The following is a 26,145-nucleotide window of genomic DNA, read 5'->3' on the forward strand; positions in this document are numbered from 1 at the left end:
TTCGCGGCGTCACTGAGGCGTCGCGCGTTGTGGCGATCCTAAGCTAGGACCATGGCCTCAAAACAGCCCTTTTCGCAGTGGATGCCCAATTACAAGTTTGCCTATATCGCCGCGTGGGTCGCGGTGGTGGTATCCGGCATCGCGCTTTTTATCGGTCTTTTCACCGGCGGCACGTCGATGACGCTGGTGTTTTCCGGGATCGTGTGTGTCTATGGCATCTTTCTCGTCGTGGTAATGCCGCGCTGGGCGCTGCGGGCAGAAGAGGAACAGGCGGCGCGTCGCCGCGCCCGCGCTGCTCGCGAAGAACTTAAGCGCTCCTAGCCATGCGCACCAAGTCGGCGACGTAACTCGCAACGGCCACGCCGATAATCCCGAAGCCGATCCAGCGGTGCGTCGAAAAGTGCTCGTGGGTGACAAAGAGCGCCCACAGCATCTGCATGATGGGGGTGAGGTATTGGAGCATCCCGATCGTCGATAAGCGCAGCGTCCGGGCCCCCTCCGCAAAGCAGAGAAGCGGCAGCGCGGTAATCAAGCCGGCGCTGACCAAAAGCAGCGCGTGGCCGACGCCCTCGCTGGCGAAAGTGCCCTGGCCACTTGTTTCTAGCCACAGGATGTAGCCCACCGCCAGCGGCGACATCACGAGGGCTTCTGCTGCGACCGAGACGGCCGAGGACACCCGAACCCGCTTTTTGAGCAGCCCATAAAAGCCGAAGCTGAACGCCAATAGCAGCGAAATATACGGCGCCTGGCCGGTAAAGAACGTCAAATACAGCACCGCGATGGCCGCAACGCCCACCGCGCCGGCCTGCCACGGCCGCAATCGTTCCTTCAAAAACACCATGCCAAGGGCGACCGACACCAGGGGATTGATGAAGTACCCCAGCGCCGCATCGGCCACGTGGTTGCTATTAATCGCCACCACGTAGGTACCCCAATTGACCGTGATGAATACACCCGCGGCCGCAAGCCAACCCCACGTGCGCTTGTCCATGCGCGCCATTTCGCGCCACCGGCCGCTGAGGAATAAAAATCCCGTAACCAACACCGCGGTCCACAACACGCGATGAGCCAAGATTTCCAGCGGCGATGCCGGCAGCAACAGAGGGAAGAACGCGGGGAAAAATCCCCACATGATGTAGGCGGCGAGCGTGTAGAGCATCACAAAATAATAGCCCATTTTGACCGCCCCGCTATGATGAGCCGCATGGCCAAAAACTCCTCCTTCGTCCACCTGCACAACCACACCGAGTTTTCCATGCTGGACGGTATGGCCAAGGTCGATATGCTGGCCGACGAGGTGGTCCGCCAAGAAATGCCGGCCGTCGGCATGACCGACCACGGCAATATGTATGGCTCTGATGCCTTCTACCGCCGCATGACCGGCGCCGGCGTCAAACCCATCATCGGCATCGAGGCATATATGGCGCCCGAATCCCGCTTCAACAAAAAGCGCGTGCTGTGGGGCACGCCGGACCAAAAGCGCGACGACGTCTCCGCCTCTGGTGCCTACCTCCACCAAACGATGATCGCGGAGAACGCCACCGGCCTGCGCAACCTTTTTACCTTGTCTTCGCTGGCTTCCTACGAAGGTCAGTTGGGCAAATGGCCGCGCATGGACGCCGAGCTCATCGCCGAGCACGCAGACGGCATCATTGCCACCACCGGTTGTCCCTCTGGCGACGTCCAGACCCGCCTGCGCCTCGGCCAGTTCAACGAGGCGCTGGAGGCCGCGGCCATGTGGCAGGACATCTACGGCAAGGACAACTTCTTTTTGGAGTTGATGGACCATGGGCTGGACATCGAAAAGCGCACGCGCGATGGCCTGCTAGAAATCGGCCGCAAGCTAGACCTGCCCCCGCTGGTGACCAATGACTGCCACTACGTGCTGGAGTCCCAGGCGCCGGCGCACGAGGCGATGCTGTGCGTGCAGACCGGCAAGACTTTCATGGACCCGGACCGCTTCAAGTTCGGCGGCACCGGCTACTACATTAAGTCGGCCGCGCAGATGCGCGAGACCTGGGACGATATGATTCCAGATGGCTGCGATAACACCCTGTGGATTGCTGAGCGCGTGCAAGACTACGGCGAGATTTGGGAAGAACACACCCACGATCGCATGCCTATTGCCGACGTCCCCGAGGGCCACACCCCAACTTCCTGGCTCACCCATGAGGTGATGGAGGGCCTGCAAAAGCGCTTCCCCGGCCAGGATGTTCCGGAGGAGTATATCGAGCGCGCTAAGTATGAGATCTCCGTTATTGAGATGAAGGGCTACCCGTCCTACTTTCTCATCGTGGCCGAGCTCATTAAGCACGCACGCTCCGTGGGCATTCGTGTGGGGCCGGGCCGTGGTTCGGCGGCCGGCGCGCTTGTCGCCTACGCGCTGACCATTACCAATATCGACCCGCTGGAGCACGATCTCCTTTTCGAGCGATTCTTGAACCCTGAGCGCCCGTCCGCACCCGATATCGATATCGACTTCGATGACCGCCGTCGCGGCGAAATGATTACCTATGCGGCCGAGCGCTGGGGTGAAGACAAGGTGGCGCAGGTGATTACCTTCGGCACGGTGAAGACCAAGCAGGCCATTAAGGACTCGGCCAAGGTGCACTTTGGTCAGCCCGGCTTCCAGATGGCCGACCGCATCAACGGCGCGCTGCCGCCGGCGATCATGGCCAAGGACATTCCGCTCAAGGGCATCACGGACCCGGACCACGAGCGCTACTCCGAGGCCGCCGAGGTCCGCCAGATGGTGGAATCCGACCCGGATGTGAAGAAGATTTATGACACGGCGCGGGGTTTGGAGGGCGTCGTCAGGCAGGCGGGCGTACACGCCTGTGCGGTGATTATGGCTTCGGTCCGGCTCATGGACCACATTCCTATGTGGAAGCGCCCGGCCGACGGCGCTTATATCACCGGCTGGGACTACCCGGCGTGCGAGGCCATTGGCCTGCTGAAAATGGACTTTCTGGGCCTGCGCAACCTCACCGTTATCGGCGATGCGATTGAAAACATCAAGCGCAACCGCGGCGAAGAAGTCCACCTAGAGCAGCTGCATGCCGACGACCCCAAGGTCTCCAAAGTATATGACCTGCTCTCACGCGGCGATACGCTGGGCGTCTTCCAGCTCGACTCCGGCGGCATGCAAGAGCTGCTCAAGCGCATGAAGCCGACCGGCTTTAAGGATATTGTGGCCTCCCTTGCGCTCTACCGCCCCGGTCCGATGGGTGTCAACGCCCACTGGGACTACGCGGATCGTAAAAATGGCCGTAAGGAAATCACTCCAATTCACCCGGAGTTGGAAGAGCCGCTCAAGGAAATCCTGGATGAGACCTACGGCCTCATCGTCTACCAGGAGCAGATCATGCGTATCTCGCAGAAGGTCGCCAACTACACGGCCGGCGAGGCAGATGGCTTCCGTAAGGCAATGGGTAAGAAGAAGCCCGAAGTGCTGGCCCAGCAGTACGACAAGTTCTGGGGCGGCATGCAAGAAAATGGCTACTCCAAGTCCGCCATGGATGCGCTCTGGGGCACCATCGAGCCCTTCGCGTCCTACGCGTTTAACAAGTCCCACGCCGCGGGCTACGGCTTGGTGTCCTTCTGGACGGCCTACCTCAAGGCCTACTACGCACCGGAATATATGGCCGCGCTGTTGACCTCGGTGGGCGATAAGAAGGATAAGTCCGCCATTTACCTTTCGGACTGCCGCCACTTGGGCATTAAGGTGCTGCCGCCGTCCGTCAACGAGTCCGAAGAGGATTTCCAAGCGGTGGGAGAGGATATCCGCTTCGGCATGGGCGCTATCCGCAATGTCGGCTCGGAAGTGGTGGAATCCATCATCAAATCGCGCCACGACAAGGGCGCGTTTACCTCGTTTAGTGATTACCTGGACAAGATCGAGCTCGCCGCCTGCACCAAGCGCGTGACAGAGGCGCTCATTAAGGCCGGCGCCTTCGATGACTTGAACCACCCGCGCAAGGGCCTCATGCTCATTCACGAGGACGCGGTGGATGCGGTGCAAACCACCAAGAAGGCCGCGGATAAGGGCCAGTTCGATCTCTTCGCTGGAATCGGCGGGGGAGAGGACGACGCGGCTTCCAACGCCTTTGCCTTGGATATCCCGGAAGACAACTGGGATCGCAAACACGAACTTGCCCTCGAGCGCGAGATGCTGGGCCTATATGTTTCCGGCCACCCTCTCGATGGCTTCGAGGAGGCGCTGGCCGCGCAGACGGATACGCCGCTGACCAAGATCCTCAACGACGAGGTGCATAACGGCCAAGAGCTCATCATCGGCGGCATCATTTCGGGCGTGGACCGTCGCTTTTCCAAGCGCGATGGCTCGCCGTGGGCCATTGTCACGGTGGAAGACCACAACGGCGCGCAGGTGGAAATCCTGGTATTCAACAAGGTGTACTCGCTCGTCGCGCCGCAGATTGTCGAGGACAATATCATCCTCGCGCGAGTGAACGTCAAGGTGCGCGATGAGCGCCGCTCGCTGTTCTGCTCCGATATCCGCGTGCCGGAGCTGGGCCCTGGCGGTGGCGCCGGCCTGCCGCTGCGCCTGACCATGCGCACGGATCAGTGCACCATGGAAAACATTGCCCGCCTCAAGCAGGTCCTGCTCAAAAACCAGGGCGAGTCGGATGTCTATCTCGAGCTTGTCGATGGCTCCGAGTCCACCACCATGATCCTCGGCGACCACCTGCGTGTGGAGCGATCAGGAAACCTCATGGGCGACCTCAAGGCCACCATGGGCGCGGGCATATTAGGCTGAATTTAAACTCGGCGGCGGCAGGCGCCCTCCACTAATCTAGACAGCACAGTCTATATTGATGGAGAAAACCTGATGGTTAACAAGATTCGCACCACCCACGTCGGCTCACTGCCGCGCACCCCGGAGCTGCTGGAAGCCAACCTGCAGCGCGGGGAGCTGCCGGTCGCGGAGTTTCAGGGGATTTTGGAGTCTGCGGTGGCGGACGTCGTCAAGCGGCAGCTCGATCTCGGACTCGATATCATTAACGAGGGCGAGTACGGCCATATCACCTCTGGCGCGGTGGATTATGGCGCGTGGTGGAATTATTCGTTTAGCCGCTTGGGCGGGCTGACGATGACGGATACCGACCGCTGGGAATCGGCCGAGGTGGTGCGCTCCAAGCCGGGTGAGCCGCGGCTGACGTCGTTTATTGATCGCCGCGACCGCGCGTTGTTCTCGGAGGCCTATAATGATCCGGATTCTGGCATCTTCACCGGCCGCGCCAAGGTGGCGAACCCAGAGTTCACCGGACCGGTAACCTACATCGGCCAGGACGAGGTCGCCGCCGATGTGAGCCTGCTTGCCGACGCCCTCCCAACCGGCACCCCTGGCTTCATCGCCGCCCTTTCGCCCGGCTCGGCCGCACGCCTGACCAACCGCTACTACGACGATGAGCATGAGCTGCTTGCCGACGTCGGCCGCGCCATGCGCACCGAATACCAGGCCATCACCGATGCTGGGCTTACTGTGCAATTCGACGCGCCCGACCTGGCCGAGGCTTGGGACCAAATCAATCCGGAGCCGTCGGTCGAGGACTTCCGCGGTTTTATTCGCGAGCGCATCGACGTCCTCAATGATTCCATCTCTGGCCTGCCCAAGGAACAAACGCGCCTGCATATCTGCTGGGGCTCCTGGCACGGCCCGCACGTTACCGACGTGCCCTTTGCGGATATTGTCGAGGAAATCCTGCGTGCCGAGGTCGGCGGATTCTCCTTCGAGGCCGCTTCGCCGCGCCACGCGCATGAGTGGCGCGTGTGGCAGGACCACGCGCTGCCGGAGGGTACCGTGATTTACCCGGGCGTGGTCTCGCACTCCACCAACGCGGTAGAGCATCCGCGCCTCGTGGCCGATCGCATCATCCAATTCGCTGAAGTAGTCGGCCCAGAAAACGTCATCGCGTCGACCGATTGCGGCTTGGGCGGCCGCCTGCACCCCCAGATTGCTTGGGCGAAGCTGCAGTCCTTGGTCGAGGGCGCGGAGATTGCTACCCGAGAACTCTTCTAAAACGCATAAAGCCGCTCCGGAGTTCCGGAGCGGCTAGATTATTCAGTGCTTAGAAGCGCACGCCCAGCTGCTTGAGGGCATTCTTCATCGGCTCCAGCACAGCCGGGTTCACCTTGGCAACCATGGTGAAGGCCTGCAGCAGCGCAGCAACGAGGCTGGCGGCCACGGTAACCCAGCTCATGACCTCGAGGAACTTTTCTGGGGTGGAAGAGCCCCAGATGGGAAGCTTCTCGAGTGCCTCGATCTGGCGCTGTTCCGCCTCCTTGGCTACGCAGTCCGGCTCCTTGGGCATTCCGGAAGAACCGTAGCCATTGGCAATGCCCTGCATGAGCTCCTGCGGGGTGCGGGCGGAAGATCCGAGCTCGCCGTTCTCGATCTTCTTGAGGTGTTCTTTCTTCGCCTTATCGACCTCGGCCTGGCATTCAGCCGAGATGTGCTTCGGCTGCTCTTCAGCGGCAGAAGCGGTTGCTGGTGCAACAAGGCCCGCTGCCACGGCGGTGGCGGCGACGAGCGAAGTGCTGAGACGGTTGCGCATGGTTCTCCTTTAGAGTGAGAGGTATTAGCCTCAAATAATTTAGCAGGTAAATTCCAGAAGATCTATGGCAAAAGCTTGCGCACCTGCGCCGGCAACAGCGCATAGAACTCGTCGACGGTCTTCGGCAGGAAGCCCAGCGCCCCGCCGATCAGGGCACCAAGACCTACCAAACCGGCCACGATGCCCACGCCGGCAGCGACGCTGCTGCCACTGCTGCCGCTGCTGGAACCAGTGGAACCCGCGGACGTGGAGGCGGAATCGGTGTTATCGGAGGCGTCGGCAAGCAGGTCCTTGACGGAGAACACGGTGGTGGTGCCGGAGACCTCGTTGCCGGCGATGAGGAGTGCGTTATCGGTAGGGGAATCTGCGGCGGGAACGAAGGCTAGGCCCTCTGGTCCGAGGTCGCCGGCCTGGGTGGTGGCAGCAACATCGTCCTCGTCGTAGCCAACGGAGAAATCGCGATTGTTGACGTAGGTGACAAACTTTGCCTCGGCAGGGGTGGTTACGTCGTAGACAAAGATGCCGCCCACGCGCTCTGCGCCGATGAAGGCGTAGGTGCGATCGCCAACCTTGCCGATGGTCAAGGCTTCCGGCTCTGGTCCCTTATTATCGGAGCGGTCATCGAAATCCGGATCCTCGTTATCGGCGTTGAAGTTAAGGCCGGGCATATCCTTGGTGACTTTCTCGAAGTCCGCACCGGAGTCGAAGACGACGTTGCCCTCGGCGTCGTAGATACTAAAGGAGCGCGAGCCATAGGAATACAGGCCGTCGAAGCATTCCTTTTCTTCGTTCCAGCCAGAAGCGTTGGTGAGCTTGAGGTTGCCGGCGACCTTCTTGTCCTCGATGCCCTCGGGAAGCTCGAGGTCATCACAGACCTTGCCGTCCTTTACCAGGTCCTTGAGCTCTACTTCGTCGGTATAGCCTCCCCACTCGCGGGCATCGCCCTCGTTGGCGGTGGCGAAATAGGTCTGACCTTCTGCCTCGAAAGCGCCGATGGAGTCCGGCATGGACAGGCCCTTGACCGGGATGGTGCGCAGCTCCGCCACGTCATCCTTATTGGACGGATCCACCGGCACTTGGGAGTGGTCTGCAATATGAGCGGGGATTACCTTTTCCACGGTGGCGGACTCGATATCGATGATCGCGATGGCGTTGTTTTCCTGCAGCGTGGCATAGGCCTTGCCGCCCGCGGAAGAAATATATTCCGGCTCGAAGTCGCGCGAAGGCTGGTTATGGTGCTCGGAGGGGCCAAAGACACGGATCGAGGGGTCGAGGTCGGCGGTGTCAAAGGCGGTGAAGTCGGCAGTGCGGACGTCGCTAAGCGCGGGCGCCGCGACGTCCTCGGGCAGGCTGATGACGGAAATGGAGCCCTCTGGGTCCTTGAGGTAGGCGGTGCCCTCGGCGTTGAGTGCGTCGGAAGGCTCGCCTTCGTTGGCAACCAGTGCGTGGCGGCCGTCGGCAGTGAGGTGCACGTTATCGGGCAGGGCGCCAACGCCTACGCGTCCAAGCTCCTCGCCGGTTTCGGCATTGAAGAACAGCGCCTCGCCGTTGTCGGTTTTGTCCGCCTGCTGTACCGCGGCGACGGCCAAGCCATCGGGGCGCACGGCCACGGAGTTGATTTCCTTGTCCCCGCCGGCGGATATGGCGCCGATCTTGCGCGGCTGGGTGGGATCGGAGGCGTCGAGGATATCGACCTCGCCGGAGCGCGCATTGACGGTGAGGATGCGCTGGGACGCAGCGTGGTAGGCGACGATTTCGGCGGCGGATTTGCCCAGGACGCCGGATTCATGGGAACCGATGGGGGTCAGCTGTAGTGCGGCGTTGGGGGCGGAGTGTTCCAGCACGTTATCCACGATGTGGGCGTGGGCGGCCGGGGCACAGGCGAGGACGAGGGAGGAGGTAACGCAGAGAGAGATGCGCTTGAGCATAGATATTCCTTTCTTGTGGTTATGTCCACTATTGCTGATGGAGGTAACGGTGCAACTAAAGGACAGTGAATTTCCAGTGAATGGGTAGACTGTCAAGACATGACTGATTCGACCATCCATGCATCCGATATCCAGCAGGCGCAGGCGCGGATTAGCTCGGAAATCGCCCCGACTCCGCTGCAGTACTGCGCCCGGCTGTCGGCCGAGACGGGCTGCGAGGTCTATCTCAAGCGCGAGGATCTGCAGGACGTGCGCTCCTATAAGATTCGCGGCGCGTTAAACGGTATGTCGAATGTTCCCCAGGAAGAGCGCGGCCGGGGAATTGTTACGGCGTCGGCCGGCAATCATGCGCAGGGCGTGGCTTATGCCTGCCGCACGATGGGCATAGCCGGCAAGATTTTCGTGCCGGAGCCCACGCCGATGCAAAAGCGCGACCGCATCCTGGTCCATGGCGGCGACCAGGTGGAGCTGGTGGTGGTCGGCGCCAACTTCGATGAAGCAGCCGCGGCCGCGCATGCCGACGCCGCCGAGCGCGACGCCACCTTCATCGAGCCGTTCGACGCCCGCGATACCATCACCGGACAAGGCACGGTCGCGGCGGAGGTTCTGGCGCAGCTTTCGGCCAAGGGCAAGTCTCTCGATACCATCGTCGTTCCTGTGGGAGGCGGTGGCCTGATTTCCGGCATCACCTCTTACGTGGCGGATATGGCACCGCACACCCGGGTGGTGGGCATGGAGCCGGAAGGGGCGGCGTCGCTAAGAGCGGCGTTTGACCACGGCGGCCCGGTCACGCTGGAGGAGGTCGACCCCTTCGTCGATGGCGCGGCCGTAAAGCGCTTGGGCGCGCTGCCCTATGAGATTTTGGACGCCAATCGCGAGCGCCTGAGCTTTGACACCGTGTCCGAGGGTGCGGTGTGTACGGACCTGCTCAATCTGTATCAAAATGAGGGCATCATTGCGGAGCCGGCCGGTGCCCTGTCGGTAGCAGGCCTGCACCAGTTGGACCTGGAGCCCGGTTCGACGGTGGTGTGCGTGATTTCTGGCGGCAATAATGACGTGCTGCGTTACGCCGAGATCATGGAGCGCTCCTTGGTCCACCGCGGCTTGAAGCATTATTTCTTGGTGAATTTCCCGCAGGAGCCGGGCCAGTTGCGCCACTTCTTGCAGGAGATTTTGGGCCCGACCGATGACATCACGCTCTTTGAATACTTAAAGCGCAATAACCGCGAGACGGGCGCCGCGCTGGTGGGCCTGCAGCTTAGCCGCGCCGAGGACCTCGACGGCCTGCTAGAGCGCATGGGAGAATCCAAGATTTCGGTGCAGTACCTCAAGCCCGGCACCCCAGAGTACGAATTCCTCGTGGCCTAATGCAGGATTCTTATCGTCGCCCCGTGGGCCAGGTTGAACACGAAATTGAAATTAAGCGATCCCGGTTCATTACCTTGATCGGCCGCGTGACCAACGAGGAAGAAGCTCGCGCGTTTATCGACGCCGCCCGCAGCCGCTTTCCCGATGCCCGCCACCACTGCTCCGCCTACGTCTTTCACGTCGACGGCGCGAACCCGGTGGAGCGCTCTTCCGATGACGGCGAGCCCTCCGGAACGGCCGGAAAGCCGATGCTGGACGTGGTGAAGGGCTCCGGCATGCTCGATGTGTGCGCGGTAGTCGTGCGCTACTTCGGCGGCATCAAGTTGGGGGCCGGCGGGTTGGTGCATGCCTATGGTGGTGCGGTGAGTGAGGCCATGGAGAAGGTGCGCGCGGTAACCAGGGCGCGCCGGGAGCTTTATGCGGTGGAGTGCCCACACGCGACGGCCGGGCGAGTAGAGGCGGACCTGCGTGGGCGCGGTTATGAGATAACCGATACCGCCTATGCGGCCGCGGTCACCTTTACCGTGGCCGTGCACCCAGGCGGGCTGGACGAGCTGGAAGCAACGCTGGCAGCGATCTCGCAGGGCCAGCTCGAAGCGGCAGAGGCCGGCAGCGCGTGGGTTGAGGTAGGATCCTGACCATGAGTATGCAGCAACGACCGAATAACCCCATTGCGCAGCGCAAGCAGCAGGTGCGCAAGCACTCCCGCAACGCCGTCGTATGCGTGGCCGGCGGCATCGGTGTGGGCGTAGTGCTCGGCGTGCTTTCGGCTAACTTCTGGGCTTGGATGCTACTTGGTGCCATCGTTGCCGTCGCAGGTGGCGGCTATAACTGGCTGAAGATCCAGAAAATCGTCAACGAGAACCACAACCAGTACTAAATGCCGGCACCGCAACCTAGCGGCCGCCCCGTCAGGATTGATGCCTGGGTGTGGGCCGTTCGTATGTTTAAAACCCGGTCCGCGGCCGCGACCGCCGTGCGCGCCGGACACGTGAAGATCAATGGCGAGGCCGTCAAGCCTTCCCAACAGGTGGTGCCGGGCGACCGCGTGCGCGTATGGCGCAACCACCACGAGCATGACCTCGAGGTTTTAGCGACCGTCGCTAAGCGCGTGGGCGCGCCCGTCGCGCGCACCTGCTATACGGACCATGCGCCACCGCCGCCGCCCAAGGAGTTTATGCCGTCGGTTCCGGTGCGCCCGCGCGGTGCCGGTCGGCCGACGAAGAAGGAACGCCGCGACATGGAGAAATTCCGTGGCGGTTTCCGGTAAGTGGCCGAAAATCCTGAGCAGCTAGTGGGCAGCGCGCAGCGCTTTCAGGCGCGCAGTAAGCCGCCGCTTGCGGCCTGGGCGGTCGCCGGATTCGGCGGTGGCCTCGATGTGTTGTTTGCCAAACTTGTTGAGCAGGAGGTCGTCGATAAGCCGCACTTGGCCGGGGCGGAAACGGTAGCGCATGGCGTCGTGGACGTGGGCAATGGCGGTGTCATCCAGCAGCTGCTCAAGCTGGCCCAAGTGGCGCACGCCGTTTTGCTCCAGCAGCTCCGCCAAGAAGCGGTAGTGCTCCGAACGCGAGAGCGGGAAGCGGTTGCCCAAAACGATGGCGAGCACGCCCGGCAAGGTCTCGGCGGTAAGCTCGACGTCCTTGTCGGTTTCTGTATCGGGGGCCTTGAGGGCGGCGATCTCATCGAATTGCTGGTCGGCGAGCTCGATGAGCCCCGCGGCCAAGGTAAAGAGACGGTCCACCTCCGGCGAGGGCGGGTTCGGTCCCTGCTTATAGCGGATATCGTGCTCAAACTCCGCCCACGCGTGCTGCAGGACGGTGCGAATCTGCACCTCAAAGGTCCAGCCGACATAGTTCGCCAGTTCTTCCATCGCGACGGCGCTATCCTCGGTCACGGTGAGCACCAAGTGGTGGGAACCATAGCCGAAACCTCCCGAAATGCGAGTTTCGGCCGCCTTGTCTACGGAGCGTTCCACGTGGAAAGACTCCCCAAAGACGTTGAGCGCTTGGGGGATGGCAGTGGAGTGATACACCGTCACGCGCACGCCCATCACATCGTGGATCTCTTGCCAGGGCTGGGGATAGACGAAATCGCCATTCTCGCGGCGCTTTTTGGCCTTCGCCTTCAGCGAGGGCCAGGTTTTTACGCGGGTAGAGACGCGGTCGAAGATGATGCCGGCGTCATTGAGGAGGTCCTCGATGGCGGTCCGGAAGTCGACCGCGGCGGTGGGGTGGCTGCGCGTCCAGTCGTGGTACTGGTTGCTCAGCCGTGACATCCTACTTTCCGGCATAGTGCTCCTTTCATAACTCCCGCGGGAATCCGTTAGACCATACTAGCGGGCGTGGGTGGAGCACGGTGCGATGGCGGGGCACGCGCGCGACGGCATCGGCGGCCAGCTGGCGGGCATAGGTGTCCGGCAGGTGGGCAAAGGCAAAGAGCGTGGCGGAGTCCGGAACCAGGTATGTCAGGGAGTGCGATCGCAGGAGGCGGCGCATGTGCTTGTCCAGCACGGTAAAGGTCTCTGGGTGGGCAATCCAAGAGGAAATGGGCGCGCCGTGCGAGCGGACCTGCAAGCCACCGAAACGGGCGGCGGAAGGAAGCTCGCAGGCCGCAGGGCGGGTCCAAAAGCGCAGCCCTTGCGAATCGAGGGCGGCGCGCTGCAGGTTATGGGAAGCATGGTTCCATGCTCGGCGCGCGGAGATATCCATGTCTGCGAGGCCGCGGTGGCTGAGCCGGCGAAAGGTCTGCTTGCCGGGAAATACCAGCGCCATGGACAGGCTGGGGGAGAGCTGGATGGTGGCGAGGGAGTCGCAGAAGCCGTCGTCAGAAAGCCGCTGTTCTTTCAGCCAGGAGCGGGCAAAGAGCGCAGGCAGCAGGTTTGCGGTGGTGGGACGAGGCGGGCGCAGGGCGACGGTCACGGCGGGTTCTCCAGTGTGGCGGTAGGGTGTGGTCGCCTTTATTGGACTGGAGAAACCGCCGTTTGGTTCCCCGGTTGGGCCTAGAAGGGCGGCTCGGCGTCGAGTTGCAGCTCGGCAAAGAGCTTATCGGCCGGCCAGATGGCGATTTCTTGGCCCTTGGCCTGCAGCTCCTCCGCGCGCTTTTCCTTGGAGGTTTTCTTGGCCCATTCGCCCACGATGAGCAGGGTGGACTTTTTGGTGACGTTCTTTGCCACTTGGCCGCCGCGCTCGGCGATGCCCTGCCACAGCACACCCTTATCATAGGGCTCGAAATCGCCGGTGAGGGTGACGTGCTGTCCGTAGAGTGCGCCTTCCGGGTCGGCGTCGGGGTTCGGCTCTGGGATTGTGTCCGGGGTGGCTACGGACTGCCACGGGGCGGGCCCGCGAGACTTCTTCTGTGCGGAGCCGGCCGCACGGGTTTGGTCGCGGAAGTCGGTCCCAGCGCCGAGATCCGCGCCGGAGGTGGGGGCGGTGTGGGCACGCAGGACGGGCAGAATGGCCTCGGCATCGAGACGGCCCAAGGTGAATTCGCGTGCGGTGAATAGGTCGCGGATGCTGCCGGTGTGCCCGAAGCGCTCGGCCAAGCGGGCGATGATTTCGCCGGCCGCACGGGCATCCTCGGTGGCGTCGTGGTGGCTGAAGTCCGGCGCGGACAGGTGGGCGGCGACGGTGGGCAGCTTGTGGTTGCGCACCGAAATAACCTTGGCCTTGGAAGCATCGCGGGACAGCGCGAGGGAGCAGGCCAGCGGCACGGTGGGCACCTCGGCGCCGGCGGAAAGCAGGCCGGAGCGCAGGGCGGTGGAATCGAACTGGGCGTTGTGCGCGACAAGCACGTCGCCGCCGAGGAATGCGAAGAGCTCCTTGGCGGCATCGGCAAATGCCGGCGCCCCTTGCACATCGTCCGCGGTAATGCCGTGGATGGAGACGTTAATATCCGCGAAGTGCTCGAGGCCTGGTGGAGGGGTGCACAGCCAGGACCGGGAGGCGGTCTCTTGGCCGTCGCGGAAGCGCACCGCGCCGATTTGGCAGATAGAGCCCCAGTTATCGTTGGCCGTTTCCACGTCCACGGCGGTGAAATCGAGGCCGGGGATGGTGGCGGCGGAGGAGGGTGCTTCGCCGCGCTGTGCGGCGGAAATGGCGCGGGCGACGGCTTGCGGGTCTTGGTGTGGGGCGAAGGCTATCGTGCCGGCGTTGCCCAAGTCGAGGGTGCCGAAGCCGGTGGGGGTCGGTTCACTCACACGCACGGTGTCGATGGACTCGAGCGGGATATCCTGCGTGGCGGGGGCGCCGAGGCTGGTGGCCAGCAGGGTGCGGTGAAGCACGAGTTTATCCGCTGTGACATCGATGAGTGCGCCGTGCGCGGGAAATGACACGAGGGGCCTTTCTTTAGGAATCGAAGATGGGCGGTTCAATCTGACGCAGAATCAGCGTTGAACGCGGCTGCACCGTGATCGTACCCTCTGCCTCAATGAGGGTTTCCTCCGCGGGGTAGCCACCGGAATCGGCGGTATCGACCATCAGCCGCCACGTAGCGCCGAGATCCTTGGTGGGCAGGGTGAACTCGATTTCACCGTCGTGGGAGTTGAAGATCATGATGAAAGAATCATCGGTGATGCGCTCGCCGCGGGCGGTGGTTTCCGTGATGGCATTGCCATTGAGGTAGACCATGAGGGCGCGGCCGAAGTCGTGGTCCCAGTCGTCCTGGGTCATCAGGCGGCCCGAAGGAACCAGCCAGGCGATATCGCGTTCCTGGACATCCGCGCCGAGCGGGCCGCCGGCGAGGAAGCGCTTGCGGCGGAAGACGGGGTGGTGGTTGCGAATGGACAGCACGCGCTTGGTAAAGCCCAGCATCGCGGCGGATTTTTCTTCCTCCAGCATGGACCAGTCCATCCACGACAGCTCGTTATCTTGGCAGTAGACGTTATTATTTCCGTCCTGCGTGCGGCCGAATTCATCGCCATGCGAGAGCATAGGAGTGCCCTGGGAAAGCAGGAGAGTGGTCAGGAAGTTGCGCACTTGGCGGCGGCGTAGCTTGCGGATTTCATCATTATCGGTGGGGCCTTCTTCACCGCAGTTCCAGGAGCGGTTGAAGGATTCGCCGTCGCGGTTATCTTCGCCATTGGCCTCGTTGTGCTTGTCGTTATAGGAAACGAGGTCGCGCAGTGTAAAACCATCGTGGGCGGTGATGAAATTGATGGAGGCAGTAGGGCGGCGATCATTATCGGCATAAAGATCCGAAGAGCCGGTCAGACGGGAGGCGAATTCACCTAGGGTAGCGGGCTCGCCGCGCCAGAAATCGCGCACGGTATCGCGGTACTTGCCGTTCCATTCGCTCCAAATGGGCGGGAAGTTGCCCACCTGGTAACCATCGTGGCCGATGTCCCAAGGCTCGGCAATGAGCTTAACCTGGCTGACAATGGGGTCTTGCTGGACTAGGTCGAAGAAGGTGGCGAGCTTGTCGACGTCGTCAAGCTCCCGCGCCAACGTTGCCGCCAGGTCGAAGCGGAAACCATCGACGCGCATCTCCGTAACCCAGTAACGCAGCGAATCCATAATGAGCTGCAGCGAGTGCGGGTGGCGGACATTGAGGGAATTGCCGGTGCCGGTGTAATCCATGTAATGGGCCTCATCGCCCTCGACGAGGCGATAGTACGCGCCATTGTCGATGCCGCGGAAAGCAATGGTGGGGCCCATGTGATTACCCTCGGCGGTGTGGTTATAAACCACATCGAGGATGACCTCGATTCCAGCCTCGTGGAAGGCGCGGACCATGGCCTTGAACTCGGAGACCACCTCGCCCGGCTTCTTGGCAAAGGCATAGTCATGGTGTGGGGCGAAAAAGCCGAAGGTGTTATAACCCCAGTAATTGCGCAGGCCTAGGTTGCGCAGGCGATCGTCTTGCAGGAATTGGTGGACGGGCATGAGCTCCACGGTGGTAACGCCAAGCTCTTTAAAGTAGTTAATGACGGCAGGGTGGGCCATGCCGGCGTACGTGCCGCGGAGCTCTTCCGGTACGTCCGGATGGGTCATGGTCATGCCCTTGACATGGGTTTCATAGATGACCTTTTGATTATCGGGAATGTGGGGGCGGTGGTCGCTGCGCCAGTCAAAGAAGGGGTTAATCACCACCGACAACATGGTGTGGCCTAGCGAGTCTTCTTCGTTGCGGCCGGTGCCGGGTTCCTCGGCGTGGATGTCATAGGAGTAGAGGGAGGCATCGCCGTCGAATTCGCCGTCGAACGCCCGGGCATAGGGGTCTACAAGGAGCTTGGAAGGGTCGCAGCGCAGACCGTTTTCTGGTTCATAGGGGCCATAGACGCGGTAGCCGTAGCGCTGGCCAGGGGTGACGTTGGGGAGGTAAATATGCCACACATGGGCGGTGACCTCCGACATTTCGATGCGTTCCTCGTTGCCTTCTTTGTCGATGAGGCAGAGCTCGATCTTGTCTGCTACCTCGGAAAACAGAGCAAAGTTGGTGCCGGATCCGTCAAAGGTGGATCCCAGTGGGGTGGGTTTGCCGGGCCAGATTTGGCGGCCGTAGCGCTCGGTGGGTGTGGGGACTGCGTCCATGGCGGGAGTGTTCATGCCCACGAGCATAACCGCTTTTTAGGCGCCGGCGCCGTGCGTAAGTCCAGCGTTAATAATGCGCACGCCGCGTATAAGATCTGCGCGATAATCTGTGACCGGAGACTCACCGGTGGTTTCTGCAAGCTGGCGTTGGGATTGTTCCATTAAGGTGGCGCCGAGCACGAGGTGAATGGCGGAGAGCGCGGCGGCGCGGTGGGCGCTGGTGGTAGCGAGGGTGCTGCGCGTGGCTGCAGCGGTGAAGGCCACCAAGAGGCGGTCCCAGGCAGGGGCCTGCGGGAGGGAGAGGCCGGCAATGACTACCTCGGCGCCGTCGCGGCGGGCGAGCAGCAAATCACGGAGGTTGAGGCTGATGTCTTCGAGAGACTCCCCAGAAACGGGGGAGATAATCTCCTCTGCTAGGGCTGCAATGAGCGCTTGCTTATTGGCAATGTGCCAGTAGAGTGCGCCGGGGGCAACGCCGAGGGAGGAAGCAACGCGGCGCATGGTGACGTCGCCAAGCCCGTAGGCATCAAGCAGGGAAAGAGCGGCGTCGATAATACTCTCGCGGTTTATGTGCACCTTGGCAATTGTACGGACTTGGCCGGGGACGGTAGTTCACAGGTTCTTTTAACGGAGTATCAATGTCATTTCCATCGTCGGGTTGTTAGTATTGCGAAGACAAATAAGAGGCCGCCCTTGGGGTGGCTTCACATTCGCAAGATTGATTCAGGAGCTTTCCCTTGTCCTTTTTGACCCCTGCAAAGAAGACCCTCATCGCAGTTGCGCTGGTCACCCCGCTGGCGCTAGCTGCGTGTGGTTCGGATGACAATGACGACTCCAAGAAGGCTTCCGCCACCACGGCATCCAAGTCTTCTGAGGATAAGTCTGCAGATAAGTCCGAGGACAAAGACGCCGATAAGTCCAAGGACAAGGACAAAGACAAAGAAAAGGATCAGAATAAGGACGGCGAAAAGAAGGCCGCTGCTGCGGGTGCAGAAGGCCAAGAAGGCGAGGACGGCGCTGCCGAGGGGCCCGATCAGCTGGCTAACCCGCTGAACAATGGTGAGGATCCTTTCGCTGGCGCGAAGGATATCAAGCCGATCGAAGGCGGCCAGGCCGCTAATGATGGCGATAAGCAGGCCATCGAGCAGCTGGTTCGCGGCCAGCACGAGATCGATAATGTGAAGGAATACTTCAACTACATGCCGCAGCACGCCTGCCAGGCAGTCCGCGATGAGCAAGCCCAGGAGTTCAGCCAGTACCAACAGTACGTCGATAGCTTGCCGAACCAGTCCTTTGCCGAGTACGCCAACACCATGCGCCAGCAGGGCGGTGGCAACGCCGAGGTAGAGAAGTTCGCTAGCCAGTTGGAGTCCATCCCGCAGTCGACCAAGCTGCAGTCCGTCAACGACGTTGTGGTCAATGGCGATGATGCTTCTGCAACCGTGAGCGTGTCCAACTCTGAGGGCACCGAGACCTCCACGGTCCGCTTCCGCCGCGAGAATGGCAACTGGACCTTCTGTAACTAAGTTGTCTCTGTTAAAGCTCCGGTTACCCCGCACCCTAGGTTTTGGTGCGGGGTTACTCGCGTGTGCGCTTCTGGTTTATGGCGTGGCCGGTGCGCTGTGGGGGCTTTTCCGCCCGACGCTTACCGGCCATGAGGTAGACGATGGTGGCTATGCCATCGATGCGATGGGAAGCGTTCAGTTCATCGCCTTTATTACCTTTGCCCTCATTACCGGCCTGCTTGGTTTGTTCTTGGGGTTGGGCGCGTACCTGCGCCGGCAAGGGCGGGGCTTGTCGATGCTCCTGTGGGTCGGCGTGTGTGCCCTGGCTGGGGCAGCGTCCTTTTATGTCTTTGGCGGGGTTACCGCCACGCATCCGCCAGAAAACCCAGGGGAAGTCGTAGAGTTCGCCCCGAATTTTTCCCCAGCCATCTCGTGGGCGGTGGCGCCCTTTATGGCGATGTTTGCCTATTGGTCCACGGCCTTTGTCAGCGCCGATGAAGATTGGTGATATGCGCGTCTAAGGCCATTCGACGGGCGAGGCGCCGGTTACTTCGTGTGCGATGTCATCGATGCCGTGCAGGATGTGCTTGAGCCCGCGGCCGATGGCGCTAAATAGTTGCGGCCGGGTAAGTCCCGCGGCGGTAATGGTGGCGGCATCCATCCGCACTTGCAGGCCCTCGGCGGTGTGGTGGCAAAATGCTACGGCGCCGTGGTGGGCGCGATTCCAGTCATTGCAAATGAGGAATAGCCGGGTAAATTCCGCCTCGTCCAGGCTGGGGTCCCAATGCCCCTTGATAATGAGGCTGGGCCCGTTGTCCAGTGCGAAGGCGAAAAGAACGTCATTGACCCACGCGTAGATCGCCGTGGCGCCGTCGCTTTGGAAGCGCTGGATGCCAATAAGCGGCAGGATCTCGGACAGGCTATCGAGGGTGAAGGGTTCCAAGGGGGCGTCGGCAAGCGGGGCAAGCTCCGGTGAGGCTTCGCGCACGAGGCCGGGATGGGATTGGGCGAGCAGATCCATGAGGACCTCCGCATTGCGCAGCGCCGGTAGGAGGAATGCCGCGAGCTGTTCGCGGCTGGGGGAGGTATCGGCCGGCAGATAGCTATGACCGGAAACGCTCACGCAGTCAGGCTGGTCATAATCAACCACGACGGCCGGGGAGAGGCAATCGTGGTTCCACTCGTTGGCTAGGTGTGCGAGCTCGGAGATCTCGCTGAGATCGACGCCGCCGCGGGGGCTGGTGTGCAGGTGGAGCACCGGTTCTTCCAGCTGGTCTATAAAGATGAAGGTGGAGCCACCGGCCGCATGAGGAACGAGAAGCTCGCCAGTAGGCAGAGCCCAGCAGGACACGTCATTATCGCGGGCAATGGTGTGGGCATGCGCGAGCAGAAGAGAGGGCTCAATCTCGCTCATCGCTGCCACCACCTTAAAGCTGTGTTGACACCGAGTCTATAGCCCAAACCGGCCCCCTCGCTGGCGTTTGACCATTAGGATATTGGTTTAATAACAGAAATCCGATAGGGAGAAGAGGAGTCGGGAATGCTTCGCACCATCGATCTGCGCGGCCAAGAGCTGCGCCCCGCCCAGCTGCGGCGAGTTTTGCCGCGCGGTGGCACCGACGTCGCCGCCGTGGTGGACAAGGTGGCGCCGCTGGTTCATCGAGTACGTCAAGAAGGCGCTGCGGCCGCCTTGGACTATGGCGAGCAATTCGATGGCGTGCGCCCAACCCACCTGCGGGTGCCCCAAGCGGAGCTGGAGAAGGCCGCCTCCGGACTAGACCCGCAGGTGCGCCAAGCGATTGCGGCCTCCATTGAGCGGGTCCGCAAGGTTCACGCCGAGCAGAAACCGGCCGCGCACGCCACCGAGCTGGCGCCAGGTGCCACGGTGACCGAGGTCTTTCGCCCCGTCGAGCGCGTTGGACTATACGTGCCGGGAGGCAAGGCGGTCTATCCGTCCTCGGTAATCATGAACGCCGTGCCAGCGCAGGCGGCCGGCGCGGAAAGCTTGGTGGTAGCCTCACCGCCACAAAAAGAGTGCGGCGGCCTGCCGCACCCCACGGTGCTAGCCGTGTGCCAGATGCTGGGCGTGGATGAGGTCTGGGCGGTAGGAGGCGGCCAGGCCATCGCGCTGATGGCCTACGGCGATGATGACGCCGAACTAGCCCCTGTGGACATGATTACCGGCCCTGGAAATATCTTCGTCACCGCGACCAAACGGCTGGTGCGCGGCGTGGTGGGCACGGATGCCGAGGCTGGGCCGACCGAAATCGCCATTATCGCTGATGACACCGCGAATCCGGTGTATGTGGCCTATGACCTTATCTCCCAGGCCGAGCATGATCCGATGGCCGCGAGCGTGCTCATTACGGCATCGCCAAGCCTGGCTCAGCGTGTGAAAGCAGAAGTAGAGGCGCGCTACGGCGCCACCGCTAATGCGGAGCGAGCGGCCGAAGCTCTAGGCGGCGAGCAATCCGGAATTGTGTTGGTCGATTCCCTGGATGCGGCGGTGGCGGTGGCCAATGCCTACGCTGCTGAGCACCTGGAGATCCACACCGCAGAGCCCGGCGCGGTGGCCGAGCGGATTAAGCACGCCGGTGCCATCTTTGTAGGGGACTTTGCTCCAGTGCCGCTCGGAGATTATGCGGCTGGTTCCAATCACGTATTGCCCACCTCCGGTACGGCGCGCTTTTCTGCCGGCCTTTCTACCCATACCTTTATGCGGCCGGTCAACCTTATTGATTATGACCGAGCTGCGTTGGAAGAGATTGCCCCGCACGTTATCGCTTTTGCGGAAGCCGAGGGGCTGCCCGCCCACGGTGAGGCTATCCGTGCCCGATTCGAGGAGAATTAAATGACGCACTTGAATGATCTTCCCCTGCGCGAGGAGCTGCGCGGCAAGTCTGCCTATGGGGCGCCGCAGCTCCACGTGGCCTACCAGCTCAATACCAACGAAAATCCTTATCCTCCCTCGCAGGCGCTAGTGGATGACTTGGTGGCGGAGACCCGGCGCCTTGCCACCACACTCAATCGCTATCCGGAGCGCGACGCGGTGGAGTTGCGTCAGGCCTTGGCGGACTACGTTTCTGCACAAACCGGCGTGCGCGTGGGCTATGCGCAGGTGTGGGCGGCCAATGGCTCGAATGAGATTTTGCAGCAGCTGTTGCAGGCATTCGGCGGTCCAGGCCGCAGCGTGCTCGGTTTCACCCCGTCTTATTCCATGCACCCTATCCTCGCGGATGGGACCCATACGCAGTTTGTGGAGTGCCCGCGCGATGAGAATTTCCGCATCGATATGGACCGGGCGCTGGCAGCCGTGGCGCAGCACCAGCCGGATATCATCTTTGTGACTACGCCGAATAACCCCACTGGCGGGGTGACCAGCGTGGACGATATTGCTGCGCTTGCCGACGCCGCCCCGGGCATCCTCATCGTCGATGAAGCTTATGGCGAATTTTCTTCCTCGCCTTCTGCGGTGACGCTGCTGGATAAATACCCCACGAAGCTGGTGGTCTCGCGCACCATGTCTAAGGCCTTCGATTTTGCCGGCGGCCGTCTCGGATACTTTGTGGCGGACCCGGCCTTTGTGGAGGCCGTGATGTTGGTGCGCTTGCCGTACCACCTGTCCGTGCTTTCCCAAGCAGCGGCGACGGTGGCGCTGCGCCATAGTGCGGATACGCTCGCCACCGTGGAAAAGATTGCCACCGAACGCGAGCGGGTGGCCGCTCGCTTGCGCGAATTGGGTTATACCGTCCTGCCGAGTGAATCCAACTTCCTCTTCTTCGGGCGCTTTGCTGATCAACACCGCGTGTGGCAACAGTTCTTGGATAAGGAAGTGCTCATTCGCGATGTTGGCATCGCAGGCCACCTGCGCATGACGGTGGGGCTGCCAGAAGAAAATTCGGCCTTTTTGGCCGTAGCTGAGGACCTTGCGGATACAGTAGTGGCGGATTCCCCGCTCGCAGGAGAAAGGAGCGAAGCATGAGCAACCGCGTAGGACGCGCCCACCGGGCAACGTCGGAATCGCAGATTTCTGTGGACATTGACCTCGATGGCACGGGACGCAGCGATATTTCCACCGGACTGCCTTTCTTTGACCACATGCTCACGGCCTTTGCTACTCATGGCAGCTTTGATCTCACCGTGCAAGCTGAGGGCGATGTGGAGGTAGATGCCCACCACACTGTGGAAGATACCGCCATCGTGCTCGGCACCGCGCTGCGTAAGGCGGTGGGGGATAAGGCCGGCATTCGCCGCTTTGGCTCCCAGCTTTTGCCCATGGATGAGGCCTTGGTGGAAGCGGTGGTGGATTTTTCCGGTCGTGCCTATTTTGTCATGAACGGCGAACCAGAGCACCTGCAGTGGCAGACCATCGGTGGGCATTACGCCACGGTGATCAACCGCCACTTCTTTGAAACGCTTGCCACCCACGCTGCGGTAACGCTCCACCTCAACGTGCGTTATGGTCGCGATCCGCATCACATTACGGAGGCGGAGTATAAAGCGGTAGCGCGTGCGTTGCGCGGTGCGGTGGAATTCGACCCCCGCCAGACTGGAATTCCGTCGACGAAGGGAGCACTCTAGAACGCATGCACTTTATGATCTTGGTTCTCTTCCTCGTAGCCGGCATGTTGGTAGGAGGCGCATGGTCTGCCTACCAACAGGGGTCGAAGGCGATGACAGTCGTAGCCTCACTTTTGGCCGCAATCACTGTGGTAGCAGCTATCTCGTGGATGGTAGGAGCGTTTGGTAAATGAGTACAACCCAAGAAACCAATATCTGGAAGATCCCGGGCTACACCGCCACCATGGTGGCCATTGCCGCGGCCTTCGGTGCTTGGTCCATCCTCCTTCCCGTAGTGCCGCTAGCGGTCATTGACTCCGGCGGTTCAGCTACCTTGGCGGGATCATCCACGGGCATCTTCATGGCCTTTACCGTGCTGACCCAGATCATTTCCCCGTGGCTCTTGCGCCGGTGGGGCTACCGCCGCGTGATGGCGCTTTCTGCCTTTACCTTGGGTGTACCTGCCTTCGGCCACCTCTTGGGCACCGATGCTTGGGTTGTCCTGCTCTTTTCCGCTCTGCGCGGCGTGGGCTTTGGTGCGCTGACCGTTTCTGAGTCTGCGCTCATTGCGGAACTAGCGCCCGTACGCCTGCTGGGTAAGGCTACCGGCATGATTGGTGTCTTTACTGGCCTGGGCCAGATGGTCTTTTTGCCCTTGGGATTGATCATGGCGGAAAAGCTGGGTTATGCCTCGACGTATATCACCGCCGGCATCATTGGTTTCGTGGGTTTTGGCATGTGTTTGCGCATTCCCAAGATCAAGGTCACGCTCGCCTCCGATACCGAAGAGGAGCCGAACCTTATCCGCGTTCCTACGTGGAAGCTGGTGCTCGTCCCTGCGTTGGCGCTGACGACGTTTTCTATGAGCTATGGCGCCGTATCATCCTTCCTGCCGCCGGCGGTGCAAGAACTTGATGCCGAGCGCGGCGCCAGCTTGGCCGGCATCATGTTATCCATCGTGGGCGGCGCCGCCATGATTTTCCGCTACTTTGCCGGCATGGTGGCAGACCGCGTGGGCACTCCTGGCCGGCTCTACATCCCCAGCCAGATCATGGCCATCGTGGGTGTGCTTGCCATTGCCGTTCCTCTCTATCTCGACGGCTCTGTATGGTGGCTCGTGTTGGGCGCCTTCCTCTTCGGCGGTGCCTTTGGTATTGCGCAAAATGAGGCCTTGCTGTCGATGTTTGATCGCCTGCCGCGTGAGCGAGTTTCGGAGGCTTCGGCCATCTGGAATATCTTCTATGACGGCGGCACCGGTTTGGGCTCGACCCTTTTGGGCGCCTTGGTCGCCGGCTACGGCTATGCGGGGGCGTTTGGGGCCGGCGTGGCCATCCTCGTTGCTGGTTTGCTTATGACGGTGGCAGACTTCGTACTCGGGCGCACCCGGGTGAGCGAAACCAACGATATCCGGACGCGTCTGCGCCGTATGCGTAAGGTGTAGCCCATGGCAAAGACGGTCGCATTATTGGATTATGGAGCGGGCAACGTGCGCTCGGCACAGCGCGCACTAGAACGAGTGGGCGCGGACGTCACCGTTACCGCGGACCCCAAGGAAGCGGTGGAAGCGGACGGTCTGCTTGTCCCCGGCGTGGGTGCCTTTGCTGCCTGCATGCGCGGGCTGCGGGCGGTGCAAGGCCCGAGGGTCATCGGTCAGCGCTTGGCGGGGGAGCGTCCGGTGTTGGGCATTTGCGTAGGCATGCAGGTGCTTTTCGACGCCGGAGTAGAACACAACATCAACTCCACCGGTTGCGGCGAGTGGCCCGGTACCGTCGAAAAGCTGCACTCTACGGTGTTGCCGCATATGGGGTGGAATACCGTAGAGGTACCCGTCGGCAGCGATATGTTTGCCGGACTACCGGAAGACGAACGTTTCTACTTCGTACATTCCTACGGCGTTCGCCGTTGGGAATTGGAAACGGAAATTACCCGTCCGCCGCAGGTGAGCTGGGCGGAGCACGCGGGCGATAGGTTCGTCGCGGCGGTAGAAAACGGTGCCCTGTGGGCGACTCAATTCCACCCTGAGAAATCCGGGGACGCCGGTGCTCAGCTTTTGGAAAACTGGATGCGCACGCTCTAGGTAGGATGAAGAATATGACTTTTACGCTTTTGCCAGCAGTCGATGTATCTCAAGGCCAAGCCGTGCGCTTGGATAAAGGCGAAGCAGGCACCGAAACCTCGTATGGTTCCCCGCGCGATGCCGCACAAAAGTGGCAGTCCCAGGGTGCGCACTGGCTGCATTTTGTGGATTTGGATGCGGCCTTCGGCCGGGGCTCCAACCACGAAGAAACGGCGATGATTACTCGCGATCTGGGGGTAAATGTGGAGCTTAGCGGTGGCATTCGGGACGATGCCGCGGTGGAGCGCGCGCTGGCTACCGGTGCGCAGCGCATTAGCATCGGCACGGCTGCTCTAGAGCGGCCGGAATGGATCGAGGATATCCTCGCGCGCTACGGAGATAAGGTCGCCGTGGACCTTGCCGTGCGCGAAGATGGCGGCGAGTGGCGTACCGCTGGCAATGGCTGGGTCTCCGATGGCGGCGATCTGTGGGAGGTACTCGAGCGCCTCGATGCCGCCGGATGCCAGCGCTTTGTGGTGACAGACGTATCTAAAGACGGCACGCTCACCGGACCTAATATTGAGCTCCTGCGCGAGGTAGCGATGGCGACGGAGGCAAAAATCACCGCCTCCGGTGGCATTTCTAGCGTGGAAGACCTGCGCGAGCTCGCGCTTTATGTAAATGAGGGCATCGATTCCGCCATTATTGGCAAGGCCCTGTACGAGGGGAAATTCACCCTCGACGAAGCACTTGCTGCGGTGTCCGAGGTAGAGCCGCTGCCGGCGGAAGAAACCATTGACCCTTTCGACCCTGAGGACAACTAAGTCATGATGGAACCCCGCGAGTTGGTGGCCTTCGCGGAGGCGGCCGTAGACCAAGTAGAACCCATTTTTCGCTCCGGCCTCGGAGCTGCGCCCGCCCGATTTAAGGGGCAGGGAGATTTTGCCACCGAGGTAGATCTCGTCATCGAGCAGCAGCTGCGCGATATCTTGACCCAGATGACCGGCATCCCGGTCTATGGAGAAGAATCAGGCGGCAGCGTGCTCGATACCGTGTGGGTGGTAGATCCGATCGATGGCACCGCAAACTACTCTGCCGGAAACCCCATGGCCGGCATCTTGGTGGCACTCATTCATGAGGGTGCGCCTGTTGCCGCGGTATCTGACTTCCCGCTCCTGGGGCGCCGTTTGGTCACCTGCGATGGCGCCCCACTGCGCTCGGTAGGTGGGCCAACCACTGGCTTCGGCGGAGGGGACGATGCGATGGGTTTTGATGAGGCGCGCGGTCACGTGGGGTGCTCTTCGCACCTGCCCACCGAAATTTTCCACGAGCTGCGCGAGACCGGACTGCGCCCGCGAATGACCGGTTCTGTGGGCCTTGATAATGCCTTCGTCGCGCAGGGAGTGTTCGATGGCGCGATTAACTTCTCTCCGCACCCATGGGATAACGCCGCGGGAGCACTGCAAATTCAGGCCGCTGGAGGCGTTGTTACCGATCCGGAAGGCAATCCGTGGACTGCGCAGTCGCGCGGCATGGTGGCAGGCACCCCGCAGGTTCATGCCACCATCCTTGATATCTTGTCTCGTCATACCGGTTCATTTCACCGTTAAGAATAAATACCCGAAA

Annotated in this window: 26 protein-coding genes; 17 read left to right on the top strand and 9 right to left on the bottom strand. The window is 61.5% G+C overall.

From position 1 onward, the window contains the following. Positions 1-51: 51 nt before the first annotated feature. Positions 52-321, top strand: coding sequence for a hypothetical protein (locus LG376_RS07725; RefSeq protein ID WP_049377616.1), 270 nt, complete (start codon positions 52-54; stop codon positions 319-321). Here the strand turns inward: LG376_RS07725 and rarD are convergent. After that, positions 308-1,159 (bottom strand): EamA family transporter RarD, encoded by an 852-nt coding sequence (rarD, locus tag LG376_RS07730; protein WP_225747371.1) that lies wholly within the window; start codon positions 1,157-1,159, stop codon positions 308-310. The genes LG376_RS07725 and rarD overlap by 14 nt on opposite strands. Positions 1,160-1,204: 45 nt before the next feature. Between rarD and dnaE the strand changes: the two genes are divergently transcribed. Next, positions 1,205-4,777 carry a DNA polymerase III subunit alpha gene (gene dnaE / locus LG376_RS07735; RefSeq protein ID WP_198491678.1) on the top strand — a complete coding sequence of 1,191 codons (3,573 nt, stop codon included), beginning with the start codon at positions 1,205-1,207 and terminating at the stop codon, positions 4,775-4,777. Positions 4,778-4,849: 72 nt separating this feature from the next. After that, complete coding sequence (locus LG376_RS07740; protein WP_225746742.1) at positions 4,850-6,040, top strand: cobalamin-independent methionine synthase II family protein; 1,191 nt, start codon at positions 4,850-4,852, stop codon at positions 6,038-6,040. A gap of 49 nt (positions 6,041-6,089) precedes the next feature. Here LG376_RS07740 and LG376_RS07745 read toward each other — a convergent pair whose 3' ends face one another. Both LG376_RS07745 and LG376_RS07750 read right to left on the bottom strand, forming a co-directional pair. Then, the gene (locus LG376_RS07745; protein WP_225746743.1) at positions 6,090-6,575 is read right to left on the bottom strand and encodes a hypothetical protein; all 486 of its coding nucleotides are present in this window, start codon (positions 6,573-6,575) and stop codon (positions 6,090-6,092) included. A 62-nt stretch (positions 6,576-6,637) separates the two neighbouring features. Further along, the gene (locus tag LG376_RS07750) at positions 6,638-8,503 is read right to left on the bottom strand and encodes a choice-of-anchor I family protein (RefSeq protein WP_225746744.1); all 1,866 of its coding nucleotides are present in this window, start codon (positions 8,501-8,503) and stop codon (positions 6,638-6,640) included. Positions 8,504-8,602: 99 nt separating this feature from the next. Here LG376_RS07750 and ilvA point away from each other — a divergent pair, with 99 nt between their 5' ends. The 4 genes from ilvA to LG376_RS07770 are packed head-to-tail and all read left to right on the top strand — an operon-like array spanning position 8,603 to position 11,141. Next, on the top strand, positions 8,603-9,871 hold the full coding sequence (gene ilvA / locus LG376_RS07755; RefSeq protein WP_049377608.1) for a threonine ammonia-lyase IlvA: 1,269 nt from the start codon (positions 8,603-8,605) through the stop codon (positions 9,869-9,871). Next, the gene (locus LG376_RS07760; RefSeq protein ID WP_225746745.1) at positions 9,871-10,509 is read left to right on the top strand and encodes a YigZ family protein; all 639 of its coding nucleotides are present in this window, start codon (positions 9,871-9,873) and stop codon (positions 10,507-10,509) included. Before ilvA ends, LG376_RS07760 begins: the two co-directional genes overlap by 1 nt. Before the next feature lie 2 nt (positions 10,510-10,511). Further along, entirely contained in the window at positions 10,512-10,751 is a 240-nt protein-coding gene (locus LG376_RS07765) for a hypothetical protein (protein WP_225746746.1), read from the top strand. Then, entirely contained in the window at positions 10,752-11,141 is a 390-nt protein-coding gene (locus LG376_RS07770; RefSeq protein WP_023021235.1) for an RNA-binding S4 domain-containing protein, read from the top strand. 21 nt (positions 11,142-11,162) lie between these two features. Here LG376_RS07770 and LG376_RS07775 read toward each other — a convergent pair whose 3' ends face one another. The 5 genes from LG376_RS07775 to LG376_RS07795 form a co-directional block, all read right to left on the bottom strand. Further along, positions 11,163-12,161 (bottom strand): GTP pyrophosphokinase family protein, encoded by a 999-nt coding sequence (locus LG376_RS07775; protein WP_225746747.1) that lies wholly within the window; start codon positions 12,159-12,161, stop codon positions 11,163-11,165. 10 nt (positions 12,162-12,171) lie between these two features. Further along, positions 12,172-12,789 (bottom strand): hypothetical protein, encoded by a 618-nt coding sequence (locus tag LG376_RS07780; protein WP_005328828.1) that lies wholly within the window; start codon positions 12,787-12,789, stop codon positions 12,172-12,174. 80 nt (positions 12,790-12,869) lie between these two features. Next, positions 12,870-14,201 carry an exonuclease domain-containing protein gene (locus LG376_RS07785; protein ID WP_225746748.1) on the bottom strand — a complete coding sequence of 444 codons (1,332 nt, stop codon included), beginning with the start codon at positions 14,199-14,201 and terminating at the stop codon, positions 12,870-12,872. Positions 14,202-14,214: 13 nt separating this feature from the next. After that, the gene (gene glgX, locus LG376_RS07790) at positions 14,215-16,413 is read right to left on the bottom strand and encodes a glycogen debranching protein GlgX (RefSeq protein WP_225746749.1); all 2,199 of its coding nucleotides are present in this window, start codon (positions 16,411-16,413) and stop codon (positions 14,215-14,217) included. Between the two features lie 21 nt (positions 16,414-16,434). After that, the gene (locus LG376_RS07795; protein ID WP_225746750.1) at positions 16,435-16,974 is read right to left on the bottom strand and encodes a TetR family transcriptional regulator; all 540 of its coding nucleotides are present in this window, start codon (positions 16,972-16,974) and stop codon (positions 16,435-16,437) included. Between the two features lie 161 nt (positions 16,975-17,135). On the opposite strand from LG376_RS07795, the gene LG376_RS07800 reads away from it, so the two are divergent. Then, a complete protein-coding gene (locus LG376_RS07800; protein ID WP_225746751.1) occupies positions 17,136-17,924 on the top strand; it encodes a hypothetical protein in 789 nt (262 codons plus the stop codon). An 82-nt stretch (positions 17,925-18,006) separates the two neighbouring features. Next, positions 18,007-18,411, top strand: a complete 405-nt coding sequence (locus tag LG376_RS07805; RefSeq protein ID WP_225746752.1) for a hypothetical protein — start codon at positions 18,007-18,009, stop codon at positions 18,409-18,411. 9 nt (positions 18,412-18,420) lie between these two features. On the opposite strand, the gene LG376_RS07810 is transcribed toward LG376_RS07805, so the two are convergent. Beyond that, entirely contained in the window at positions 18,421-19,317 is an 897-nt protein-coding gene (locus LG376_RS07810; RefSeq protein WP_225746753.1) for a YbjN domain-containing protein, read from the bottom strand. Positions 19,318-19,443: 126 nt separating this feature from the next. Between LG376_RS07810 and hisD the strand changes: the two genes are divergently transcribed. The 8 genes from hisD to LG376_RS07850 are packed head-to-tail and all read left to right on the top strand — an operon-like array spanning position 19,444 to position 26,129. Beyond that, positions 19,444-20,754, top strand: a complete 1,311-nt coding sequence (hisD, locus tag LG376_RS07815; protein WP_225746754.1) for a histidinol dehydrogenase — start codon at positions 19,444-19,446, stop codon at positions 20,752-20,754. After that, positions 20,755-21,885 (top strand): histidinol-phosphate transaminase, encoded by a 1,131-nt coding sequence (locus tag LG376_RS07820; RefSeq protein WP_225746755.1) that lies wholly within the window; start codon positions 20,755-20,757, stop codon positions 21,883-21,885. It begins immediately after the preceding gene. Then, positions 21,882-22,484 carry an imidazoleglycerol-phosphate dehydratase HisB gene (gene hisB / locus LG376_RS07825; RefSeq protein WP_225746756.1) on the top strand — a complete coding sequence of 201 codons (603 nt, stop codon included), beginning with the start codon at positions 21,882-21,884 and terminating at the stop codon, positions 22,482-22,484. Before LG376_RS07820 ends, hisB begins: the two co-directional genes overlap by 4 nt. 5 nt (positions 22,485-22,489) lie before the next feature. After that, positions 22,490-22,657 (top strand): hypothetical protein, encoded by a 168-nt coding sequence (locus tag LG376_RS07830; protein WP_005324605.1) that lies wholly within the window; start codon positions 22,490-22,492, stop codon positions 22,655-22,657. Further along, positions 22,654-23,904, top strand: a complete 1,251-nt coding sequence (locus LG376_RS07835) for an MFS transporter (RefSeq protein ID WP_225746757.1) — start codon at positions 22,654-22,656, stop codon at positions 23,902-23,904. Before LG376_RS07830 ends, LG376_RS07835 begins: the two co-directional genes overlap by 4 nt. A gap of 3 nt (positions 23,905-23,907) precedes the next feature. Further along, entirely contained in the window at positions 23,908-24,540 is a 633-nt protein-coding gene (gene hisH / locus LG376_RS07840) for an imidazole glycerol phosphate synthase subunit HisH (RefSeq protein WP_225746758.1), read from the top strand. A 14-nt stretch (positions 24,541-24,554) separates the two neighbouring features. Beyond that, the gene (gene priA, locus LG376_RS07845) at positions 24,555-25,343 is read left to right on the top strand and encodes a bifunctional 1-(5-phosphoribosyl)-5-((5-phosphoribosylamino)methylideneamino)imidazole-4-carboxamide isomerase/phosphoribosylanthranilate isomerase PriA (protein WP_225746759.1); all 789 of its coding nucleotides are present in this window, start codon (positions 24,555-24,557) and stop codon (positions 25,341-25,343) included. A gap of 3 nt (positions 25,344-25,346) precedes the next feature. Then, a complete protein-coding gene (locus LG376_RS07850; protein WP_049377590.1) occupies positions 25,347-26,129 on the top strand; it encodes an inositol monophosphatase in 783 nt (260 codons plus the stop codon). Positions 26,130-26,145: the final 16 nt, after the last annotated feature.

The sequence above is a fragment of the Corynebacterium sp. Marseille-P4611 genome (genome assembly GCF_916618765.1).
Lineage (GTDB): Bacteria > Actinomycetota > Actinomycetes > Mycobacteriales > Mycobacteriaceae > Corynebacterium > Corynebacterium marquesiae.

Coding starts and splice junctions, on each gene's coding strand:
- hisD (WP_225746754.1), top strand. CDS start 19,444: ATGCTTCGCACCATCGATCTGCGCGGCCAAGAGCTGCGCCCCGCCCAG.
- LG376_RS07835 (WP_225746757.1), top strand. CDS start 22,654: ATGAGTACAACCCAAGAAACCAATATCTGGAAGATCCCGGGCTACACC.
- LG376_RS07760 (WP_225746745.1), top strand. CDS start 9,871: ATGCAGGATTCTTATCGTCGCCCCGTGGGCCAGGTTGAACACGAAATT.
- LG376_RS07725 (WP_049377616.1), top strand. CDS start 52: ATGGCCTCAAAACAGCCCTTTTCGCAGTGGATGCCCAATTACAAGTTT.
- LG376_RS07850 (WP_049377590.1), top strand. CDS start 25,347: ATGATGGAACCCCGCGAGTTGGTGGCCTTCGCGGAGGCGGCCGTAGAC.
- priA (WP_225746759.1), top strand. CDS start 24,555: ATGACTTTTACGCTTTTGCCAGCAGTCGATGTATCTCAAGGCCAAGCC.
- LG376_RS07770 (WP_023021235.1), top strand. CDS start 10,752: ATGCCGGCACCGCAACCTAGCGGCCGCCCCGTCAGGATTGATGCCTGG.
- LG376_RS07750 (WP_225746744.1), bottom strand. CDS start 8,503: ATGCTCAAGCGCATCTCTCTCTGCGTTACCTCCTCCCTCGTCCTCGCC.
- LG376_RS07820 (WP_225746755.1), top strand. CDS start 20,755: ATGACGCACTTGAATGATCTTCCCCTGCGCGAGGAGCTGCGCGGCAAG.
- ilvA (WP_049377608.1), top strand. CDS start 8,603: ATGACTGATTCGACCATCCATGCATCCGATATCCAGCAGGCGCAGGCG.
- LG376_RS07830 (WP_005324605.1), top strand. CDS start 22,490: ATGCACTTTATGATCTTGGTTCTCTTCCTCGTAGCCGGCATGTTGGTA.
- dnaE (WP_198491678.1), top strand. CDS start 1,205: ATGGCCAAAAACTCCTCCTTCGTCCACCTGCACAACCACACCGAGTTT.
- LG376_RS07745 (WP_225746743.1), bottom strand. CDS start 6,575: ATGCGCAACCGTCTCAGCACTTCGCTCGTCGCCGCCACCGCCGTGGCA.
- hisH (WP_225746758.1), top strand. CDS start 23,908: ATGGCAAAGACGGTCGCATTATTGGATTATGGAGCGGGCAACGTGCGC.
- LG376_RS07765 (WP_225746746.1), top strand. CDS start 10,512: ATGAGTATGCAGCAACGACCGAATAACCCCATTGCGCAGCGCAAGCAG.
- rarD (WP_225747371.1), bottom strand. CDS start 1,159: ATGCTCTACACGCTCGCCGCCTACATCATGTGGGGATTTTTCCCCGCG.
- LG376_RS07810 (WP_225746753.1), bottom strand. CDS start 19,317: ATGAGCGAGATTGAGCCCTCTCTTCTGCTCGCGCATGCCCACACCATT.
- hisB (WP_225746756.1), top strand. CDS start 21,882: ATGAGCAACCGCGTAGGACGCGCCCACCGGGCAACGTCGGAATCGCAG.
- LG376_RS07740 (WP_225746742.1), top strand. CDS start 4,850: ATGGTTAACAAGATTCGCACCACCCACGTCGGCTCACTGCCGCGCACC.
- glgX (WP_225746749.1), bottom strand. CDS start 16,413: ATGAACACTCCCGCCATGGACGCAGTCCCCACACCCACCGAGCGCTAC.
- LG376_RS07775 (WP_225746747.1), bottom strand. CDS start 12,161: ATGCCGGAAAGTAGGATGTCACGGCTGAGCAACCAGTACCACGACTGG.